Origin of the sequence: Nocardia sp. NPDC056000 (genome assembly GCF_042269265.1) — a bacterium.
Lineage (GTDB): Bacteria > Actinomycetota > Actinomycetes > Mycobacteriales > Mycobacteriaceae > Nocardia.
The window spans coordinates 21,506-40,022 of the sequence record NZ_JBHJXS010000019.1 but is presented as its reverse complement, the minus strand read 5'-3'; the positions used below and the strand labels follow the sequence as shown (position 1 = coordinate 40,022).

Annotated in this window: 19 protein-coding genes; 11 read left to right on the top strand and 8 right to left on the bottom strand. The window is 67.8% G+C overall.

What is annotated here, in order from left to right; genetic code table 11:
- Positions 1-59 precede the first annotated feature (59 nt).
- From ACFC4D_RS41860 to ACFC4D_RS41840, 5 genes are all read left to right on the top strand, one after another.
- A complete protein-coding gene (locus tag ACFC4D_RS41860) occupies positions 60-1,436 on the top strand; it encodes a phosphomannomutase/phosphoglucomutase (protein ID WP_376071951.1) in 1,377 nt (458 codons plus the stop codon).
- Positions 1,437-1,509: 73 nt separating this feature from the next.
- Positions 1,510-2,697, top strand: a complete 1,188-nt coding sequence (locus ACFC4D_RS41855; protein ID WP_375965788.1) for a tobH protein — start codon at positions 1,510-1,512, stop codon at positions 2,695-2,697.
- Positions 2,697-3,935, top strand: coding sequence for a mannose-6-phosphate isomerase, class I (gene manA / locus ACFC4D_RS41850; protein ID WP_376071948.1), 1,239 nt, complete (start codon positions 2,697-2,699; stop codon positions 3,933-3,935). Before ACFC4D_RS41855 ends, manA begins: the two co-directional genes overlap by 1 nt.
- A 160-nt stretch (positions 3,936-4,095) precedes the next feature.
- Complete coding sequence (locus tag ACFC4D_RS41845; protein ID WP_376071945.1) at positions 4,096-5,022, top strand: cation diffusion facilitator family transporter; 927 nt, start codon at positions 4,096-4,098, stop codon at positions 5,020-5,022.
- Between the two features lie 31 nt (positions 5,023-5,053).
- Positions 5,054-5,974: a cation diffusion facilitator family transporter gene (locus ACFC4D_RS41840; protein ID WP_376071942.1), complete on the top strand. Its 921-nt coding sequence runs from the start codon at positions 5,054-5,056 to the stop codon at positions 5,972-5,974.
- Positions 5,975-5,977: 3 nt separating this feature from the next.
- Here ACFC4D_RS41840 and ACFC4D_RS41835 read toward each other — a convergent pair whose 3' ends face one another.
- The 3 genes from ACFC4D_RS41835 to ACFC4D_RS41825 all read right to left on the bottom strand — a co-directional run bounded on the left by ACFC4D_RS41835 (position 5,978) and on the right by ACFC4D_RS41825 (position 8,578).
- Entirely contained in the window at positions 5,978-6,379 is a 402-nt protein-coding gene (locus ACFC4D_RS41835) for a hypothetical protein (protein ID WP_375965778.1), read from the bottom strand.
- Between the two features lie 65 nt (positions 6,380-6,444).
- Positions 6,445-7,929 (bottom strand): phytoene desaturase family protein, encoded by a 1,485-nt coding sequence (locus tag ACFC4D_RS41830; protein WP_376071939.1) that lies wholly within the window; start codon positions 7,927-7,929, stop codon positions 6,445-6,447.
- A gap of 70 nt (positions 7,930-7,999) precedes the next feature.
- Entirely contained in the window at positions 8,000-8,578 is a 579-nt protein-coding gene (locus ACFC4D_RS41825; RefSeq protein WP_375965774.1) for a TetR/AcrR family transcriptional regulator, read from the bottom strand.
- A gap of 89 nt (positions 8,579-8,667) precedes the next feature.
- Here ACFC4D_RS41825 and ACFC4D_RS41820 point away from each other — a divergent pair, with 89 nt between their 5' ends.
- Entirely contained in the window at positions 8,668-9,096 is a 429-nt protein-coding gene (locus ACFC4D_RS41820) for a DUF4267 domain-containing protein (RefSeq protein WP_376071937.1), read from the top strand.
- A 55-nt stretch (positions 9,097-9,151) separates the two neighbouring features.
- Positions 9,152-9,370 carry a DUF4287 domain-containing protein gene (locus ACFC4D_RS41815; RefSeq protein WP_376071934.1) on the top strand — a complete coding sequence of 73 codons (219 nt, stop codon included), beginning with the start codon at positions 9,152-9,154 and terminating at the stop codon, positions 9,368-9,370.
- 103 nt (positions 9,371-9,473) lie between these two features.
- Here ACFC4D_RS41815 and ACFC4D_RS41810 read toward each other — a convergent pair whose 3' ends face one another.
- The 3 genes from ACFC4D_RS41810 to rfbD are packed head-to-tail and all read right to left on the bottom strand — an operon-like array spanning position 9,474 to position 12,384.
- On the bottom strand, positions 9,474-10,565 hold the full coding sequence (locus ACFC4D_RS41810) for a sugar phosphate nucleotidyltransferase (RefSeq protein ID WP_375966448.1): 1,092 nt from the start codon (positions 10,563-10,565) through the stop codon (positions 9,474-9,476).
- Positions 10,566-10,588: 23 nt separating this feature from the next.
- Entirely contained in the window at positions 10,589-11,491 is a 903-nt protein-coding gene (locus ACFC4D_RS41805; protein WP_375965763.1) for a glycosyltransferase family 2 protein, read from the bottom strand.
- An 11-nt stretch (positions 11,492-11,502) separates the two neighbouring features.
- Positions 11,503-12,384 (bottom strand): dTDP-4-dehydrorhamnose reductase, encoded by an 882-nt coding sequence (rfbD, locus tag ACFC4D_RS41800; RefSeq protein ID WP_376072107.1) that lies wholly within the window; start codon positions 12,382-12,384, stop codon positions 11,503-11,505.
- 305 nt (positions 12,385-12,689) lie between these two features.
- Between rfbD and ACFC4D_RS41795 the strand changes: the two genes are divergently transcribed.
- From ACFC4D_RS41795 to ACFC4D_RS41785, 3 genes are all read left to right on the top strand, one after another.
- Positions 12,690-14,120 carry an LCP family protein gene (locus ACFC4D_RS41795; protein ID WP_375966442.1) on the top strand — a complete coding sequence of 477 codons (1,431 nt, stop codon included), beginning with the start codon at positions 12,690-12,692 and terminating at the stop codon, positions 14,118-14,120.
- Positions 14,108-14,824, top strand: a complete 717-nt coding sequence (locus ACFC4D_RS41790) for a TIGR03089 family protein (protein ID WP_364639750.1) — start codon at positions 14,108-14,110, stop codon at positions 14,822-14,824. The genes ACFC4D_RS41795 and ACFC4D_RS41790 overlap by 13 nt, the downstream gene beginning before the upstream one ends.
- 100 nt (positions 14,825-14,924) lie before the next feature.
- Positions 14,925-16,220 (top strand): cytochrome P450, encoded by a 1,296-nt coding sequence (locus ACFC4D_RS41785; protein WP_376072104.1) that lies wholly within the window; start codon positions 14,925-14,927, stop codon positions 16,218-16,220.
- A 53-nt stretch (positions 16,221-16,273) separates the two neighbouring features.
- Here the strand turns inward: ACFC4D_RS41785 and ACFC4D_RS41780 are convergent, their stop codons facing one another.
- Positions 16,274-17,833, bottom strand: a complete 1,560-nt coding sequence (locus tag ACFC4D_RS41780; protein ID WP_376071931.1) for a carboxylesterase/lipase family protein — start codon at positions 17,831-17,833, stop codon at positions 16,274-16,276.
- A gap of 90 nt (positions 17,834-17,923) precedes the next feature.
- Here ACFC4D_RS41780 and ACFC4D_RS41775 point away from each other — a divergent pair, with 90 nt between their 5' ends.
- A complete protein-coding gene (locus ACFC4D_RS41775; protein ID WP_376071928.1) occupies positions 17,924-18,151 on the top strand; it encodes a zinc ribbon domain-containing protein in 228 nt (75 codons plus the stop codon).
- A gap of 3 nt (positions 18,152-18,154) precedes the next feature.
- On the opposite strand, the gene ACFC4D_RS41770 is transcribed toward ACFC4D_RS41775, so the two are convergent.
- A complete protein-coding gene (locus tag ACFC4D_RS41770; protein WP_364639756.1) occupies positions 18,155-18,454 on the bottom strand; it encodes a SelT/SelW/SelH family protein in 300 nt (99 codons plus the stop codon).
- Between the last annotated feature and the right edge of the window lie 63 nt (positions 18,455-18,517).

The window sequence follows — 18,517 nt, the reverse complement described above, 5'->3', positions numbered from 1 at the left end:
CGGACATGCGCAGCAGCGCCGAATTCGATCCCAGAGCGACCTCTACTAATGTGGTCGGCATGACAGAGCCCCGCTCCGCCGAGTCCGTACATGCAGTCATCAAGGCATATGACGTACGCGGGGTCGTAGGTGAACAAATCGACGCGGCGTTCGTGCGTGACGTGGGCGGTTCCTTCGCCCGGCTGATGCGAGCCGAAGGCGCACAGCGTGTGGTGATCGGCCACGATATGCGCGACTCCTCCCCCGAACTCTCCGCCGCCTTCGCCGACGGCGTGCTGGCGCAGGGCCTGGATGTGGTGCACATCGGGCTCGCCTCCACCGATGAGCTGTACTTCGCCTCGGGCCATCTCGAGTGCCCGGGCGCGATGTTCACCGCGAGCCACAATCCGGCCAAGTACAACGGCATCAAGCTGTGCCGCGCCAAGGCGCTGCCGGTCGGGCAGGACACCGGCCTGGCGACCATCTCCGATGAGGTCATCTCGGGCGTACCGGAATTCGACGGCCCGCGCGGCACCGCGACCGAACAGGATCTGCTGTCCGCCTACGCCGAATTCCTGCACAAGCTGGTCGATCTGAGTGACGCGCGCCCGCTGCGCATCGCGGTGGACGCCGGAAATGGCATGGGCGGCTTCACCGTTCCCGCCGTGCTCGGCACGCTGGCGCAGTTCACCATCGAACCGCTGTTCTTCGAACTCGACGGCAATTTCCCCAATCACGAAGCCAATCCGCTGGATCCGAAGAATCTGGTGGATCTGCAGGACTACGTCCGCAAGACCGGTTCCGATATCGGCCTGGCCTTCGACGGCGACGCCGACCGCTGTTTCGTGGTGGACGAGAAGGGCGATCCGGTCCCGCCGTCCGCGATCACCGCGCTGGTGGCCGAGCGCGAGCTCGCCAAGGAGCCGGGCGCGACCATCATCCACAACCTCATCACCTCGCAGGCCGTGCCCGAGCTGGTGAACGAGCTGGGTGGCAATCCGGTGCGCACCCGCGTGGGTCACTCGTTCATCAAGCAGCAGATGGCCTCCACCGGTGCGATCTTCGGCGGCGAGCATTCCGCGCACTACTACTTCCGCGATTTCTGGGGCGCCGACTCCGGCATGCTGGCGGCGCTGCACGTACTGGCCGTGCTCGGTGAGAAGGACCGGCCGATGTCCGAGATCGCGTCCGCGTATGCAACGTATTCGTCCTCCGGAGAGATCAACTCGACAGTGGCCGACGCGAAGGAACGAACCACCGCGGTGCTCGAGGCGTTCGGTAAGCGAGCCAAGTCGGTGGACCGTCTGGACGGGGTCACCGTGCAACTCGCGGATAAGGCATGGTTCAACCTGCGGGCCTCGAATACCGAACCGCTGCTGCGGCTCAACGTCGAAGCCCGATCGCAGGAGGAAGTAGACCAACTCGTCACCGAGATCCTGGGCATCGTTCGCGCCTGACTGGAATAGTGGAATCACAGAGCTTGGATTCACCAGCGTCTGGTGACCCGATGAGGGGAGGTGGCAACGCCCGATGATCGCTGGGACACCTGTACTCGACCTCGATGACGTCGCCTCGCTGGAGGCGGCCGACACCGGGGGCACCTTGCGCTCTGCCGCATCCGGCGGTGCGCTGGTGCGAGCGACCGCGGCGGCACTCGCCGAGGACGCGCTCACCCGGTTGCGGGATCTGCGCCCGCGCAGTCTCGTCATGGTTTCCGGTAGTGGCCGAGCCGCCCGCGCGGCCGCGTTGCTGCTCGCCGCGCTCGGCGACCGCACCAGCATGCCGCTGGTCGCCGCCACCGCGATACCGCCCTGGGTCGGCCCGCTGGACGTGGTGCTGGTCGCCGGGGACGACGCGGGCGATCCGCGCCTGGCCGCCGCCGTGGACTTCGCGGTCCGCCGCGGTGCCGAAGTGGTGGTCGCCGCACCCGATGAGGGACCGCTGCGCGCCGCCGCGGCCGGGCGCGCCACCATGCTGCCGCCCCGCGTCCGGGTACTGGACCACAATCGGCTGCTGCGCTATCTGGCGGTCGGGATGGCGGTGCTGGGCGCGGTCGACCCCAATCGCACCGGCCCGAGCCTGCCCGAATTGAACGCGCTCGCCGATCTGCTCGATGCCGAGGCGCTGCGCGACGGACCGCAGCACGAGGCGTTCCACAATCCGGCCAAAACCCTGGCCACCCGTATGCAGCAGCGCAAGCGCATGGTGCTCGCGGGTGATTCACCCGCGGCGACCGTGCTCGCCGCGCATGCCTCCGAGGTGCTGCTGGCCGGCGCCGGGCAGATCACCGCCGCGGTCACCCTCGCCGAAGCCGTTGCCGCACACGGTCGTCTGGTGCAGGCGGCGGGGACGGCCGCACCGGATTTCGATCCGCTCTTCCACGATGCCGAACTGGACGGCCCGGCTCCGGTGGAGCAGGTGCGGCTGTTCGTGCTCAGCGCCGATCCGGATCAATCCACGGCGCGCCGGCGGCTGGCGATCTTCGGCTCCGATGCCGGACTGGTCGACGCCGAACTGGTGAACCTGGACGCCGAGACCGTCGGCGGGACCGAACCGGAACCGGCGGGCGCACCCGCCCAGCCGCTGCCCGGGGCGCGCGGTGAACTGGAACAGCTTGCGGTGCTCGCACTTCGGCTGGAAATGGCCGCCGCGTACCTACGACTACTCGGCGTCAGCCCGGCCTCGAATCCGGGTCGCTATGACGGGGGAAACTACTAGTGCACGAACTCGCTGGTGCGCTGCGATCTTATGCATGGGGTTCGCGCACCGCGCTCGCTCAGCTGTGCGGGCGACCGGTTCCATCCGCACATCCGGAAGCCGAACTCTGGTTCGGCGCGCATCCCGCCGATCCCGCACAGGTGCGGATCAACGGGCACACCCGATCCCTGCTCGAGGTGGTCAGCGCCGACCCGCAACACGAACTCGGCGCTGTCGCGGGCGAATTCGGCGGCCGACTGCCCTTCCTGCTGAAGATCCTCGCCGCCGAGGAACCGCTCTCGCTGCAGGCGCATCCGAGCCTGGAACAGGCCCAGCAGGGCTTCGCCCGGGAGAACCACACCGGGGTGCCGATCGACTCGCCGATGCGCAACTACCGCGACGAGAACCACAAACCCGAACTCGTGGTGGCGCTGGAACGTTTCGAGGCGCTGGCCGGATTCCGGGAACCGCGCAAGACCGTGCGCCTGCTCAACGCGCTCGATGTGCCCGAACTCAACTCGTACGCCGAGCTGCTTGCCGCCCAACCCGATTCGGCCGGGCTGCGCACGCTGTTCACCACCTGGATCGCGCTGCCGCAGGCCGCGCTGAGCACCCTGCTGCCCAAGGTGCTGGACGGGTGCGTGCGCTATCTGTCCGAGCGCGATGCCGGAAGCAACGGCACGCGTAAGGAATTCACCGCCGAGGTGCGCACGGCGCTCGAACTCGCCGAGGCGTATCCGGGCGATGCGGGGACGCTCGCCGCGCTGCTGCTCAATCGTGTGACGCTGGAACCCGGTGAGGGCCTGTTCCTCGCGGCCGGGAACCTGCACGCGTATCTGCGCGGCGTCGGCGTGGAGATCATGGCCAATTCCGACAATGTGCTGCGCGGCGGGCTCACCCCCAAGCACGTGGATGTGCCGGAGCTGTTGCGGGTGCTGGACTTCGAACCCCTGGACCTGCCGATCATCGAGGCGGAGGAACTGGGCGACGGGGTTTTCCAGTACCACACGCCCGCACCGGAATTCGCGCTCAGCCGGTATGAGCTCGGGGCGGACGGCGAAGCGGTGGTCATCCCGCACACCGCCGGTCCCGGTATCGCGCTGTGCACGCACGGCACCATCGCGTTCTCGCAGGGGCGTGACGAGCTGCGCGTCGAATGCGGGCACGCCGCCTGGATCTCGGCCGCGGACGGCGCTATTCGGGCTCGCGCGATAGACGGTCCGGCACAACTGTTCTGCGCGACCGTCGACGAGGACTGAATGCCCTTCCCGTCATCCCGGCCGCGAACATGCCGGGTCGACGGTTGTGGTGCGTCGCGCGGAGCGGCATAGGGTGCATGGCGGGCGGTGTGGATCAGTAGGCTGTCCCCTCGAGTAGTTTTGCGACAAAACGGACATGGGTTCGGGAAGGAACGGCACATTGTCTGCGGGTGGCGGTAAGAAGGCGATCCTGGCGGCGCTCAGCGCCAATGCCGGAATCGCGGTGGCGAAGTTCATCGGCGCGGCGATCACCGGATCGGCATCGATGCTGGCCGAGGCCGTGCACTCGGTGGCCGACACCTCGAACCAGGGGCTGCTGCTGCTCGGGCAGCGGCGCGCCGAACAGCAGGCCGATCAACTGCACCCGTTCGGATACGGGCGCAACCGCTACTTCTACTCGTTCATCGTCGCGCTGGTGATCTTCGCGCTCGGCTCGGTGTACGCCATCTACGAGGGCATCCACAAGATCCAGCATCCCGAGGAACTGACCAGCCCGTTCGTGGCCATCGGCATCCTCGGCATCGCCATCGCGCTGGAGAGCTACAGCTTCATCACCGCCATGCGGGAATCCAAGCCGCTCAAGGGCGATGCCAGCTGGTGGCGGTTCATCCGCAACTCGCGCAATCCCGAACTGCCCGTGGTGCTGCTGGAGGATTCCGGCGCGCTCATCGGCCTGGTGCTGGCGTTCGTGGCCATCAGCCTGACCGTGATCACCGATGAACCGGTGTGGGACGGCATCGGCACGCTGTCCATCGGCATCCTGCTCGGCGTCATCGCGGTCATTCTCATCATCGAGATGCAGAGTCTGCTCATCGGCGAGGGCGCGACACCCGAAGAGGATCGCGCCATCCGGGCGAACCTGGTGGACGACAGCAGCATCAACAAGGTCATCCACCTGCGCACCCAGTACCTGGGGCCGGAGGAGATGCTGGTCGCGGCCAAGGTGTCCATCGTGCCGGGACTGGAGATCGCCGATATCGCCGCCGCCATCGACGCCGCCGAGGCCCGAGTGCGCGAGGCCGTTCCGGCCGCGCGGGTGATCTACCTGGAGCCGGATCTGTATCGGACACAACCGGTTCAGAGCTGAACTCACCCCTGACGCCGGTAGCGTGGAGCGCATGGCTTCCGGCAGCAGGCAAGCGGTTCTCGCGGCATTCGCGGCGGATGTCGGCATCACCATCGCGAAATTCATCGGCGCGGCCATCACCGGATCCGGATCCATGCTGGCCGAGGCGGCGCACTCGCTGGCCGACAGCGCCAATCAGGGGCTGCTGCTGATCGGGCGCAAACGAGCCGAGCAGGAACCGGATCAATTGCACCCCTTCGGATATGGGCGCAATCGCTACTTCTACGCCTTCGTGGTGGCGCTGGTGATCTTCAGTGTCGGATCGCTGTACTCCATCGAGGAGGGCATCAACAAGATCCGGCATCAGGAAGAGCTGACCGATGTGGGTATCGCGCTCGCCATCCTGGTGGTGGCGATGGGGCTGGAGTCCTACAGTCTGCTCACCGCGACCCGCGCGTCCTCACCGCTGAAAGGGCGCAATAGCTGGTGGCGATTCATTCGCACCACGCGCAATCCCGAACTGCCGGTGGTGCTGCTGGAGGATTCGGGGGCGCTCATCGGCCTGGTGCTGGCGTTCGCGGGCGTGGGGCTGACCGCGCTCACCGGAAACCCGCTGTGGGACGGTATCGGCACCGTCGCCATCGGCGTGCTGCTCGGCTGTATCGCGGTGGTGCTCATCATCGAGATGCAGAGCCTGCTCATCGGCGAGGGCGCGACACCCGATGAGGAGCGCCGCATCCGCACCGCACTGGTGGACGGCGGCGGTGCGGTGACCCGCGTGCTCAATCTCAAGACGCAGTATCTCGCGCCCAATGATCTGCTGGTCGCGGCCAAGGTGTCGATGACCTCCGGACTGGACATCAACGCCGCCGCGCTCGCCCTCGACGATGCGGAAGCGCGTGTGCGCGAAGCGGTTCCGGCCGCCGGGAACGTCTATCTGGAACCGGATCTGTACCGCACCGAACAGCGCTGAACCTCAGCGATCGGCCAGCCGGACGACGAACCGCAGGCCCGACCAGACGGGGTCGATGGCGGCGACCTTGTTGTCGACCAGGCCCTGGGCGAGGCCGTATTCGCGGACCATGGTCTCGGTGAGATCGGTGGGCATACCGCCGGATTTCTTCGGCCACGCGATCCACAGGCCGCCATCGGTGACCAGCCGCGTTCGCCACGCACCGAAGTGCCGCAGCAGGGTGGCGTGATCCGGGCAGAAGCCGAGAATCACATTGTAATCGCCGCTGCCCGCGCGCCGGTGCACCTCGACCGCCCCGGGTAATTCCTCGAGTTCGAATCCCGGGGGCGCACCGGCCAGCAGCACCCGGCTGCCCTCTTTGATCCCTAGTTTGCGAGGCAGCGGGGTGCCCGAGTAGCCGGCCATATCCCGAGCGTAAGCGCTGACGGACCCGCACTCCGGCGGCGGCTGCCGCGTGTCACCGAGCCGGGTCAGGGGTGGGTGGTGCGCAGCAAATCCAAAGGATCTGTGCGGACGCCGAATTCGCGGCGCAGGGCGTGACGGGCGGCGTGTAGGCCATTCATACCGTGCACGCCCGGACCGGGCGGGGTGGCCGAGGAGCAGAGGTAGACGCCGGGCAGCGGGGTGCGGTACGGGTTCCAGCGCGGGACGGGGCGAAAAACGGTCTGGCGGAAGGTCATCGCGCCCGCGGAGATATCGCCGCCGATGTAGTTGGCATTGTGCGCGGGCATGGTGGCGGCGGTGCGGACGGTGCTGGCCAGGATGAGATCGCGGAAGCCGGGGGCGAAGCGTTCCACCTGGGCGGTGACGGCCTCGGTCATATCGCGGGTGGAACCGTTCGGGACGTGCGCGTAGGTGTAGAAGGTGTGCTGCCCGGCGGGGGCGCGGGTGTCGTCGACGACGCCGGGCTGGATGGACAGTACGTACGGGCTGTCGGCGTGATCGCCTGCGGCGACGGCTTTTTCGGCGGCGACGGCCTCGGCGCGGCTGCCGATCAGGTGCAGGGTGCCCGCGCGTTCGCAGCCGCGCGCCTGCCATGGCACCGGGCCGGAGAGCGCGAAATCCACCTTGCAGGCCGCGCCGCCGTAGCGGAAGTTGTTCAGCGCGCGGTTGTATCGGCTCGGCAGGCGATTCGCGGCGATGCGCTGGAGTTCGGCGGGGGCCAGATCCAGCAATACCGCTCGCGCGGAATCGAATTCGTCGATGGAGTCGACCCGGTGCCCGGTGATGACGCGACCGCCGTTGCGGCGCAGATCGGCCGCGAGCGCATCGACGATGGCCTGACTGCCGCCGCGCGGGACCGGCCAGCCGCGCGCGTGGGCGAGGGTGCCGAGCAGCAGGCTGACGCCCGCGCCGGGCAGGCTGCGCGGCGGCCGAATCGCGTGCGCGGCAACGCCGGTCAGCAGTGCGGGCGCGATATCCTCGCGAAAACGCAAGTCCCACAGCGGTGTCGACTGCTCCAGCATGCGGCGCGCGATGCGCAGTTCGACGCCCGGGTCCACATGCAGCAGTCCGGTCGGATCGATGGGCGGATGGCGCAGATCCGACATGATCAGGCCGACGAGGTCCTCCCATTTGCGCACCAGCGGGCCGAACAGCCGCCGCCAGGAGCCGCCGTCGCGGCCGAGTCCGTCCGCGGTCTGTTCCAGATCGCGCCAGGCCAGACCGGCGCGCCCGCCATCCAGCGGATGCGCGTACGAGACCTGCGGGGTAAGCAATTCCACGCCGTGCGCCTTCAGATCGAAGGCGCGGAAGAACGGGGACGCCACCGCCATGGGATGCGCCCCGGCGCACAGGTCGTGCCGGAATCCGGGCAGCGTGATCTCCCCGGTGCGGCAGCCGCCGCCGATCGTGTCGGCGGCCTCGTAGACCTCGACCTCGAGCCCCGCCCGAGCCAGGATCACCGCCGCCGCAAGCCCATTGGGCCCCGATCCGACCACCACCGCGTCAGCCATGACCACAGCCTATGCGCGCCGCACCCGGGTGTGCCGCGACCGTGACGAACCCCGCCCTCGGTTGCCCGGATCAGGCGGGCCGGACCCACTGGGCGATAAAGATTTCCATACGCTGATCGCGAAAGTCCGGCCGCAGTCGGCCACCTCGATCGAGGGTGGCGAGGCCGTGCAGCGCGGACCAGGCGACCTCGGTGAAGGTTTCCACATCGTGCGATCCGGCGAACGGGGCGAAGGTGTGCAGCAGTTCCAGGAACGCGTCCTTGAGCGCCTGCGGCGCCTCGGGACCGAATTTCAGATCGGTGCGCAGCAGGAAGATGGCGTCGTAGAGCGCGGCGCTGTCGCGGGCGAAGGTCAGGTAGTTCTCGGTGACGGCGATGAGTCCGGCCTCGGGGGTGGCGGCTCGTTCGCGGGCCTCGCGGGTGGCGACGGCGAGTTCGGCGCAGCCCTGTTCGGCGACCGCGGCGACGATGGCGTCCTTGCCCGCGAAATGGCTGTAGAGCACCGGCTGGCTGTATTCGATGGCGTCGGCGAGGCGGCGAATGGTGACCGCTTCCCAGCCCTTGGTCTCGGCGAGTTCGCGAGCGGTGTCGATGATGCGCTGATGTCGATCGGCGCGTTCGCGTTCCTTGCGGGTCTGTATGGCGCTCATACCAAGAACTCTAGCATCGCTAGACAAACTACCCGTGCATGATCTAGCGTTATCCACATCAGTTAGCAGCGCTAGATTTTGGAGCTACAGTGAACATCTCCCGCATCGCCACCGCCCTGTCCGTCATCGGCGCGGCCTTCATCCTCTACATCGGCATCAGCTACCTGATCACCCCGCAGACCATCGCCACCGGTTTCGGCCTGCCCGAATGGCCGCACGGCGACGCCACCGCCTTCATGAATCTCAAGGGCGTCCGCGACACCGCCTCCGGCATCCTGATCCTGGCCCTGCTCGCCGCCGGCCAGCGCTACGCCCTCGGCATCACCCTGCTGGTGGTCTCGCTCATCCCCCTCGGAGATATGACCACCGTGCTGAGCTACCACGGCTCCAAGGCCGCCGCCTTCGGCATCCACGGCTTCACCGCCGCCCTGGTCATCCTCACCGGCGCCCTCCTGCTCCGCGAACCCCGCACCCCCGCCCTCACCTCCCCCGCCGTGACCTCCGTCACCGCCCGATGATTTCCACACCCCCGAATCGTCTTCTCCTACAACCACGCACACGAAGGAGCGACCCATGGCAACCACCAAGCCGCACGGCCCGGCCTACTACTTCCCCTCCATCGAAGCCAAATACGGCCGCTCCGTAGACGATTGGTTCACCCTCCTCGCCGAAACCGGCATCACCACCCAAAAACCCCTGGTAGACCACCTCAAAACCGAATACGGAATGGGCCACGGCCACGCCACCGCCCTAGCCGGCTTCCACCTCAACCCCGGCAAGTGGGAACGCTGAACCCCCTCCCCCACAACGCAAATCGGCCGCCCCCAACTGGGGGCGGCCGATTGCTTCGTCAAGCAGGTGAGGTGCCGATCGCGGACTGCGATCGGCTCGGTGATCAGACGTCGGTGCTGAAGCGGATGCCGCCGTCGGGGATGTCTACGCCGGGCCAGATGCGGGCGCCGCGGAGGAGTTCGCAGCGGGCGCCGATTACCGCGCCGTCGCCGATTACGCCGTCGCGGACGAGGGCTCGGGGGCCGATGCGGGCGCCGAAGCCGACGATGGAGCGTTCGACGGTGGCACCGGCTTCGACGCAGGCGCCGTCGAAGAGGATCGCGCCGTCGAGGCGGGCGCCGGCGCCTACCTCGGCGCCGCGGCCTACGACCGTGCCGCCGATGAGGAGTGCGCCGGGGGCTACGCCCGCGCTGGGGTGGACGAGGGATTCGCCGCGCTGGCCGGGCAGGGCCGGGGAGGGGGCGATGCCGCGGACGAGATCGGCGGAACCGCGGACGAAGTCCTCGGGGGTGCCCATGTCTCGCCAGTAGGAGGTGTCGACGTGGCCCTGGATGTGCGCGCCCTCGGCGAGCAGGGAGGGGAAGGTTTCGCGTTCCACCGAGACCGGGCGGCCCGCCGGAATCTTCTCGATGTATTCGCGGCGGAAGACGTAGCAACCGGCGTTGATCTGGTCGGTCGGCGGATCCTGGGTCTTCTCCAGGAAGGCTGTGACGCGGCCGGTTTCGTCGGTGGGGACGCAGCCGAAGGCGCGCGGATCGCCGACGCGGACCAGGTGCAGGGTGACATCGGCGTTGGAGGCGTGATGGGTTTCCAGCACACCGTTGAGGTCGGTGCCGCCGAGCACATCGCCGTTGAACACCATGACGGTGTCGGCGCGCAGTTTGGGCAGCACATTGCGGATGCCGCCACCGGTGCCCAGCGCCTCGGTCTCGGTGACGTATTCGAGTTCGAGGCCGAGTTCGGAGCCGTCACCGAAGTGTTCCTCGAACACCTCCGCCTTGTAGGAGGTGCCGAGTACGACGTGGGTGATGCCCGCATCGGCGATGCGGGCCAGCAGATGCTGCAGGAACGGCAGTCCGGCCGTGGGCAGCATCGGTTTCGGGGCGGACAGGGTCAGTGGACGCAATCTGGTGCCCTGGCCCCCGACCAGGATCACCGCGTCCGTGGACCCGGCAGCATTGCCGCTGTTCGCCATCATCTCCCCTGTGGTGTGGGTTGTCAGTTGAGCGCGTCCGCCTTGTCGCGTTCGCGCAGTGCGGATCGAACCGCAAGCCTGCAGCGGATCGCAAGTCCAGCCTTGAGCGCGACCCGGAGCGGAGCCTGCCACCAGTGCGGATGCCGGTCGGCCTGGAAACGGTAGGCGCTGGCGTGATGCGCCGGGAGCATCGTTTCCGGATGGCGACCCGCGGCGTGCCCCTTGGCATGGGTGACCTCGGCGGACGGCACGAACACATTGTGCCAGCCCGCCCGGCCCATGCGATCACCGAAGTCGACATCCTCCATGTACATGAAGTACCGGGAGTCGAATCCCTCGATGGCGTCGAAGGCGGCGCGGCGCACCAGCAGGCAGGAACCGGACAGCCAGCCCACGGTCCGCTCGGAGATCTGTTCGTTCTCCTGGCGGTAGCGGCGGGTCCAGGGGTTGCCGGGCCAGATGGTGCCGAGGATGGCGTGTCCGGCGCCGTCGGCCAGGCCGGGCACCGAACGCGCGGACGGGTACAGCGAGCCGTCCGGTTCGAGGACCTTGGGTCCGAGGGCTCCGGCGCGCGGCCAGCGGCGGGCGGCGGTCAGCAGTTCGTCGATGGAATCGGTATGCCAGCGAATATCCGGGTTGACGATGACGATGAACTCGATGTCCGGATCGATCTCCGCGACCGCGCGATTGATCGCGCCGCCGTATCCGATATTGCCGCCGGTGCGTAGCAGGCGCACATGCGCGTTGGCGTCGGCGATCAATTCCGGCACGCCGTCCGTTGAACCGTTGTCGGCCAGGATGACCTGAGGCTTCTCGCTGGTGGCGGTGGCTAGCGTGCTGATGAAGTGCTGCAGGTGCTCACCGGGCGAGTAGGTCACCGTGACGACGGCCAGCGTCGGCTTTTCAGCAGAATCCGAGGGGCTCACGGACGCCCAGCCTAGTCGGAGATGGCGGACAGCGCGTCGTTCAGTGCCGCTCGCCAATCCCGGAGCGGGGTGAGCCCGGCGGCGGCCCAGGATTTGCCCGAAAGGACCGAATATGCCGGGCGCGGAGCCGGTCTCGGGAAATCGGCGGTGCCGCACGGGAGTACACGCCCCGGATCAGCGCCGATACCCGCGAACACGGCCTGCGCGAGCTCGAACCAGGTGGCCTGTCCGGCATTGGTGGCGTGCAGGACGCGCGGGATCGCGGGATCGTCCGAGCGAGCCGCCAGTTCCAGCAGTCCGGCTGCCAAATCCGGTGCGTACGTGGGTGATCCGAGCTGATCCGCGACCACGTTCACGGTCTCGCGCTCACCTTCGAGCCGCCGCATGGTGGCGACGAAGTCGGTGCCCCGCCCGGTGTAGACCCAGGCGGTCCGGACAATGCGCGCATTCGGGTCAAGGTCCAGCACCGCTTGTTCCCCGGCCAATTTCGATCGGCCGTACACCGTCGACGGTCCGGTCGGATCGCCCGGCTCATACGGTTTTTCGGCATCGCCCGGAAAGACGTAATCGGTGGAGACCGTCACCAGCCGCGCCCCGGCTTCGGCACAGGCCGCCGCCAGCACGGCCGGTCCGGTGGCATTGACGGCGAAGGCCGCGTCCACATCGGATTCGGCCCTGTCGACGGCGGTGTAGGCCGCGCAGTTCAGCACCACATCACCCGGATTCAGCACCGCGCGTACGGCATCCGGATCGGTGATATCGAGTTCGGCACGGCCGTAACCGCGGGCATCGGGTGCGAGCGCCAGCAGCGCGCGGCCGAGCTGTCCGTGCGCACCTGTCACCACGAGCCGCGCGGTGATTGGCGTCACGGCGGGAGAAGTCACGGCGGTCAGTCTGGCATGTCCGAGGTGGCCCGGTCGCGCCCGAGTCTGCCTGCGGTGATGCCCGGCTTCGAGTGCGCAACCCGCTCGCGCGGACGCACGACTCACGGAGCGCGGGCTACACGAACATGTCCGGCCACGCGTCTAGCCTCAGCAATTGGGGGAAGTCCATCGATGTCACCCGGAAGCTCGGGTGTGGTCGGCCGAGCACTGAGAGGAAGTCGAGGGTGTCGCAATCCACCAGGGCATCCGCGCCGCTACCGTCGCGCCGCCCCGCAGGGAAGAGGTCGTGGGGCGGCGGACAGCGCGCGAATCCGATGCGTGCGCTCGCGGCGGCGGCCGCGGTGCTGGTGCTGGTGGTCACCGGTTTGGGCTGGCACAGCGTGGACGAGCTGGTGTCCAGCATCGAGCGGATCGGCAATCTCGGGCTGGGTGGGGAGAAGGACGGCGCGGTCGACATTCTCATGGTGGGCATCGATTCCCGCACCGACGCGCACGGCAATCCGCTGTCCGAGGATGAGCGGGCCATGTTGCACGCGGGCGATGAGGTGGGCCTCAATACCGACACCATCGTGCTGATCCGGGTGCCGAACAACGGTGAATCCGCGACGGCCATCTCGATTCCGCGCGACTCGTACGTCGATATTCCGGGCATCGGTATGGGCAAGATCAATTCGGCGTACGGCGCGACCAAATTGACCGAACAGCAGAAGCTCTTGGACAAGGGCGTTTCCGCGACCGACGCGGATAAGCGATCCACCCAGTCCGGACGGCAGGCGCTGATCAAATCGGTCGCGAACCTGACCGGTATCACCGTCGACCATTACGCCGAGGTCGGCCTGCTCGGCTTCGTACTGCTCACCGACGCGGTCGGCGGTGTGGACGTCTGCCTGAACAATCCGGTGTACGAACCGATGTCGGGCGCGGACTTCCCCGCCGGACCCCAAAAACTCAATGGCCCCGAGGCTTTGAGCTTCGTACGGCAACGCCATGAGCTGCCCCGCGGCGATCTGGATCGAATCGTGCGCCAGCAGGTGTACATGGCGCAGCTGGTGCATCAGGTGCTGAGCGCCAAGACGCTGACCAGCCCGGGCCGCCTGAAGGATCTCAGTGATGCGGTGGGCCGCACCGTCGTACTCGACGACGGCTGGGATGTGTTGTCGTTCATGAACCAATTGCAGGATTTGTCCGGTGGTCAGGTGAAGTTCGAGACCATCCCGGTGAAGGATCTCAACGGCTGGACCGATGAGGGCGAATCGGTGGTCCGGGTCGATCCGGTCGCGGTGCAGAAGTACGTCGCCAAAACCATCGGTGAGGACAATGACCCGCACGAGGAGACCGGCGGTGTGGACCCCTCCACCATCACGGTGGACATCTACAACGCCAGCGGCACCGGCGGTTTGGCGGGCCAGGCCGCACAGGCGCTGACCGGCAAGGGTTTCCGCACCGGCACGGTGGACAATTGGATCGGCGGCCCGATTCAGAGCAGTCGGGTGCTGGCGGCGAGCAGCGGTGACACCAAAGCGCGCGCGGTGGGCAAGGCGCTGGGCGGGCTGCCGGTGTTCTCGCAGAGCGGTATGCCGGAGGGCTCGATCCGGGTGGTGCTGGCGAGTGACTACTCTGGTCCCGGTTCGGCGACGAGCAGCACCGCCTTCGACCCCACCACCAGCAGCTCCACCACGATGACCCCGGTGCCGCCCGCCCCACCCATCGATGCCGGTAAGAACGGACCGAAATGCGTGAACTGAACGAGACCCTCACCGAAGCGGTGCTCGACCCCATCCTCGCCCGCGATCCCGCGGGCCCGCGCATCACCTATTACGACGACGCCACCGGAGCGCGCATCGAGCTATCCGCGCTCACGCTGGCCAACTGGGCGGCCAAGACCGCCAATATGATTCGCGACGAATTCGGGCTCTCGGCCGGTTCCCGGGTGGCGGTGCTGCTGCCCGCGCACTGGCAGACCGCGGCGGTCCTGCTGGGCTGCTGGTGGGCCGGGGTGGAAGTGGTGTTGCACGCCGACCCGGACGCCGAACTCGCCCTCGTGACCGCCGACCGGATCGCCGAGGCGGGTGATATTCCGGAGGTGGCGGCGCTGTCGCTGGATCCGATGGGTATGCCGGTGCGGGATCTGCCGATCGGCGTCACCGATTACGCGACCGCGGTGCGCGTGCACGGGGATCAGTTCCGGCCCAGCGGTATCGGCTGTGCGCTGGACGGCACCTCGGTATCGGAGGTCTTCGAGGAGGCCCGCAAATCCGCTGCGCGCCAGGGCTTCACCGCCGAGGATCGGGTGCTGTCCTCGACCCCGTGGGAAACCCCGGCCGAATTGATCGATGGGCTGGTCGCCGTGCTGGCGTCCGGAGCGTCATTGGTGCAGGTCGCGAACCCGGACCCGGCCGCGCGCGAGCGTCGCGTCACCAGTGAGCGGGTTACCGCGCAGCGTTCCTGACTCCTGCCACGGGAGGATTTCCGATTCCCTCTTCGGGATGTTTTTCGTCACACCGGTTTTCCGTACGGTGGAGGCATCCGAGGATGGGAGTTCAGCGATGATGAGCCCGCGATACTGGTTACGGTGGCTGCTGGAGCAGGGCACACCCAGGTACGCGCTGCGATTTCAGGCCAGGCGGGGTGACCCGTTCGCGCAATTGGTCGGCAGCACCTCCGGTCTGTACGACCCGTACCCGCATATCGAGGAGTTGCGCGGGCGCGGGCGGCTGTACAAGGGTCCGGTCGGCTGGGCGACGGCCGATTACGAGTTGACCCGGGCCGCGTTGCGGGACAGTCGCTTCGGCATTTTCGGTGCGCACAATGTGCAGCTGCCCGGGCCGCTGACCAAGCTGATCCGGGCCGCGGAACTGCCGCCGAATCCGGTGGAGCCGCCGTCCATGCTGGTGATCGATCCGCCCGAGCACACCCGGTTGCGCAAATCGGTGTCGGCCGCGTTCACCCCGCGCGCCATCGGACGACTGCGCGAGCGGATCGAATCGGTGACCGCGGAACTGCTGCACGCGCTGCCCGAGGACGGGTCCGCGGATCTCATCGAGGATTACGCGGCGCAGGTGCCGATCGCCATCATCGCCGAAATGCTGGGCTTCCCACAGGAATCCCGGAAGCAATTCCTGGCGTGGGGTGATGCCGCCAGCCCGCTGCTGGACTTCGGCATCGCCTGGCGCACCTGGCGCGAGGCCGCCACCGCCATGATCAATATGGACGGTTATCTGGACGAGCACATCGCGCGGCTGCGCCGCGAACCCGGTGACGACATCCTCAGCAGCCTGGTGATCGCGGGCGATCTGGACGATCGCGAACTCAAGGCCACCGCCAGCCTGCTCATGGGCGCGGGTTTCGAGACCACCGTCAACCTCATCGGCAATGGCGTGGTGCAGTTGCTTGCGCATCCGGAGCAGTTGGCGCGGCTGCGCACCGAGCCCGAACTGTGGCCGCAGACGGTCGAGGAGGTGCTGCGTTTCGACGCGCCGGTGCAGAGCACGGCGCGAACGGCGCTGTGCGATACCGAACTCGGCGGGGTGACGCTGCACAAGGGCAGCGTGGTGGTGCTGTCGCTGGCCGGGGCGAATCGGGATCCGAAGATGTTCGAGAATCCGGATCGATTCGACATCACGCGCTCGAATGCCAAGGACCACTTGACGTTCTCCAGCGGTATCCACACCTGCCTGGGTGCGAGCCTGGCGCGCATGGAGGCCGGATACGCGCTGCGCTCACTGTTCGATCGCTTCCCGGAGCTGGCGCTGTCGGGGACGCCGGAACGGCGGCCGCTGTACACGCTGCACGGGTACGCGCGGCTGCCGGTCAATTTGGGCCGCCGGGCCACCGCGACGGTGTAACCCGGGCGGGTCGACCCGGGATCCATTGTGGCGGTGGGGATCCCGGATCGAGCTCAGTAGAAGCCGACGACCTCATCGCCCCAGATGGAATTGCGTTCGCCGTCCGGATCCTCGACGATGCGGTCGGCGGCGTCGATGACCAGGGTCTTGCGCTCGGCGACGGTGTACGGCGGCCAGTGTTTGGAGCCGTCGATGGCCGCGGGCACGCCGTGCGTGGCGAAGGCGGTCCAGCGGCGCATGATCCGGCCCGAAACCTCCTGTGCCGCTTTGCGTCCGCCGAGCCAGAAGGTGGGGTCGCGGTCGAAGGATCCGAAATTGCCGAAGACGTAGGGCAATTCGCAGGCGTGCCCCGCACCGACCCGGGCCGCCTTGAGCATCGGCGTGGCGTGGTCGAAGCGGTACATCCAGGTCGGTGAATGCGCCGAATGCGCTTCCGCCACCCAGTGCGCGGGCATGCGGAACGCGGCATCGGTGGACATGCTCAGCGCCCCGCGCGCGGAGGTGACCGCGTACGCGGAGGCGATCTCGGCGATGCGCTCCGGTGACAGGCCCGGATGTTCGGCGGCCACACCGAGCAGCATGGAGTTCACCGCTTCCGGGGTGACCGGCATGATCGGCGAGCGGAACAGCCGGAACATGGACGCCTCGTCCCTATTGGTGCCGATGATCAGCGGCACCCGGTGCGAGCGGCCCTCGCGGAAGCGTTCGGTGGGATAGGCGGGCAGCAGATCGCCGTCCACCACCGGGACCGCGGCCAGGCGGCCGGGTTCCTTGGTCGGGACCTCGTCGAAGAGCGTCCCGGCGGACGTGGCGATGCGTTCGATCGGCAATTCCAGCAGTTCACCCGCGCGGGATTCGGGCAGTTCCAGAATCTCCAGATAGCGGCGGGCCACGCCCGCGGTGCGCTCCGGCCCGAAAACCGTGGTGGCGGGCGGGGATTCGGCGATGGCGCGATGGAACAGCCCGGCCGAGCGCGGTGAGGTGAGCAGGGCGGTGACACAGCCCGCGCCGGAGGATTCGCCGAAGATGGTGACATTGCTCGGATCGCCGCCGAAGGCCGCGATATTGTCGCGCACCCATTCCAGGGCGAAGATCTGATCGTGCAGGCCCAGATTCGGCACGAAATCCGCGCCGAGCGAGGACAGGTCCAGGAAGCCGAGCGCGCCGAGCCGGTAGTTCACCGTGACCACGAGGAGATCGCCGATTTCGGACAGTTTCCGGCCGTCGTAGATGGCCTGCGCGGCCGTGCCCAGGCAGTACGCGCCGCCGTGGAACCACACCATGACCGGGCGGGGTTCCTCGGTGGCGGCGGCCGGGGCCCACACATTGAGCCAGAGGCAGTTCTCGCCCATCCGCAAACCGGAGTCCACCGGGACGAAGCCCGCGCTCTGCGGCGCTATCTCACCGAAACTCACGCAATCGCGCACGCCATCCCAGCGGTGCGGGGGTTGCGGGGGCCGGAATCGGTTCGGCCCACCCGCGCTCGCGGCGTACGGAATGCCGCGCCAGACCGCGGTCTTACCCTCGCGTCGGCCCCTGACCTCGCCGAATTCGGTCCGTGCGACCGGATCGATGCCCTCGTCCTGCAGTGTCTCGAAGACTCGAGTGCTCACAGCCACCTCCTCGTACTCCGTAAATCGAGAGTACCGAGTGCATCGGTTGAGGTTGCCGGATCGTCACCCGCGATTCGCTACGCTGGGCGGGTGCCGAGTTATGCGTACCGATGCCGCAGCTGCGGCGACACGTTCGAGAAGTCCCGTCCGATGGCGGAGTCCTCGGATCCGGCCGACTGCCCGCAGGGGCATTCGGACACCGTAAAACTGCTGACCACGTTCGGAACGGTGAATCGCGGGGGCAGCATGCCCGCCGCCGCACCGCAGGTGCCGATGGCCGGCGGCGGGGGTTGCTGTGGTGGCGGTGGCTGCTGCTGAACGTCAGGACTGGTCGATGACCGGTTCGGCGTCCTTCCTATCGGTGTGACCGAGCGAGCGGCCGGGAGCGACCCGGTCGCGAACGCGCTGCTTGAGGACGGCGATATCGGGAAAACCGCCGTCCGCCTTGCGATCCCAGAGCTGTTCGCCGTCCACGGTGATGCGGAACACCCCGCCCTCGCCGGGTACCAGCGCGACCTCGGACAGATCGGTGGTGAAGGTGGTCAGCAATTCCTGGGCCATCCAGCTCGCACGCAGAAGCCAGCGGCACTGGGTGCAGTATTCGATCGCTACGCGGGACATATCGGGCACTTTACCGGCGGCGCGCGGCGTTACCGGGGCACGGTTCGAATTGCCTTTTCACAC

Excerpts from the sequence above, each read along its gene's own strand:
- ACFC4D_RS41860 (WP_376071951.1), top strand. The coding sequence starts at position 60 with ATGACAGAGCCCCGCTCCGCCGAGTCCGTACATGCAGTCATCAAGGCA.
- ACFC4D_RS41855 (WP_375965788.1), top strand. The coding sequence starts at position 1,510 with ATGATCGCTGGGACACCTGTACTCGACCTCGATGACGTCGCCTCGCTG.
- ACFC4D_RS41840 (WP_376071942.1), top strand. The coding sequence starts at position 5,054 with ATGGCTTCCGGCAGCAGGCAAGCGGTTCTCGCGGCATTCGCGGCGGAT.
- ACFC4D_RS41835 (WP_375965778.1), bottom strand. The coding sequence starts at position 6,379 with ATGGCCGGCTACTCGGGCACCCCGCTGCCTCGCAAACTAGGGATCAAA.
- ACFC4D_RS41830 (WP_376071939.1), bottom strand. The coding sequence starts at position 7,929 with ATGGCTGACGCGGTGGTGGTCGGATCGGGGCCCAATGGGCTTGCGGCG.
- ACFC4D_RS41825 (WP_375965774.1), bottom strand. The coding sequence starts at position 8,578 with ATGAGCGCCATACAGACCCGCAAGGAACGCGAACGCGCCGATCGACAT.
- ACFC4D_RS41815 (WP_376071934.1), top strand. The coding sequence starts at position 9,152 with ATGGCAACCACCAAGCCGCACGGCCCGGCCTACTACTTCCCCTCCATC.
- ACFC4D_RS41810 (WP_375966448.1), bottom strand. The coding sequence starts at position 10,565 with ATGGCGAACAGCGGCAATGCTGCCGGGTCCACGGACGCGGTGATCCTG.
- ACFC4D_RS41795 (WP_375966442.1), top strand. The coding sequence starts at position 12,690 with ATGCGTGCGCTCGCGGCGGCGGCCGCGGTGCTGGTGCTGGTGGTCACC.
- ACFC4D_RS41790 (WP_364639750.1), top strand. The coding sequence starts at position 14,108 with ATGCGTGAACTGAACGAGACCCTCACCGAAGCGGTGCTCGACCCCATC.
- ACFC4D_RS41785 (WP_376072104.1), top strand. The coding sequence starts at position 14,925 with ATGAGCCCGCGATACTGGTTACGGTGGCTGCTGGAGCAGGGCACACCC.
- ACFC4D_RS41770 (WP_364639756.1), bottom strand. The coding sequence starts at position 18,454 with ATGTCCCGCGTAGCGATCGAATACTGCACCCAGTGCCGCTGGCTTCTG.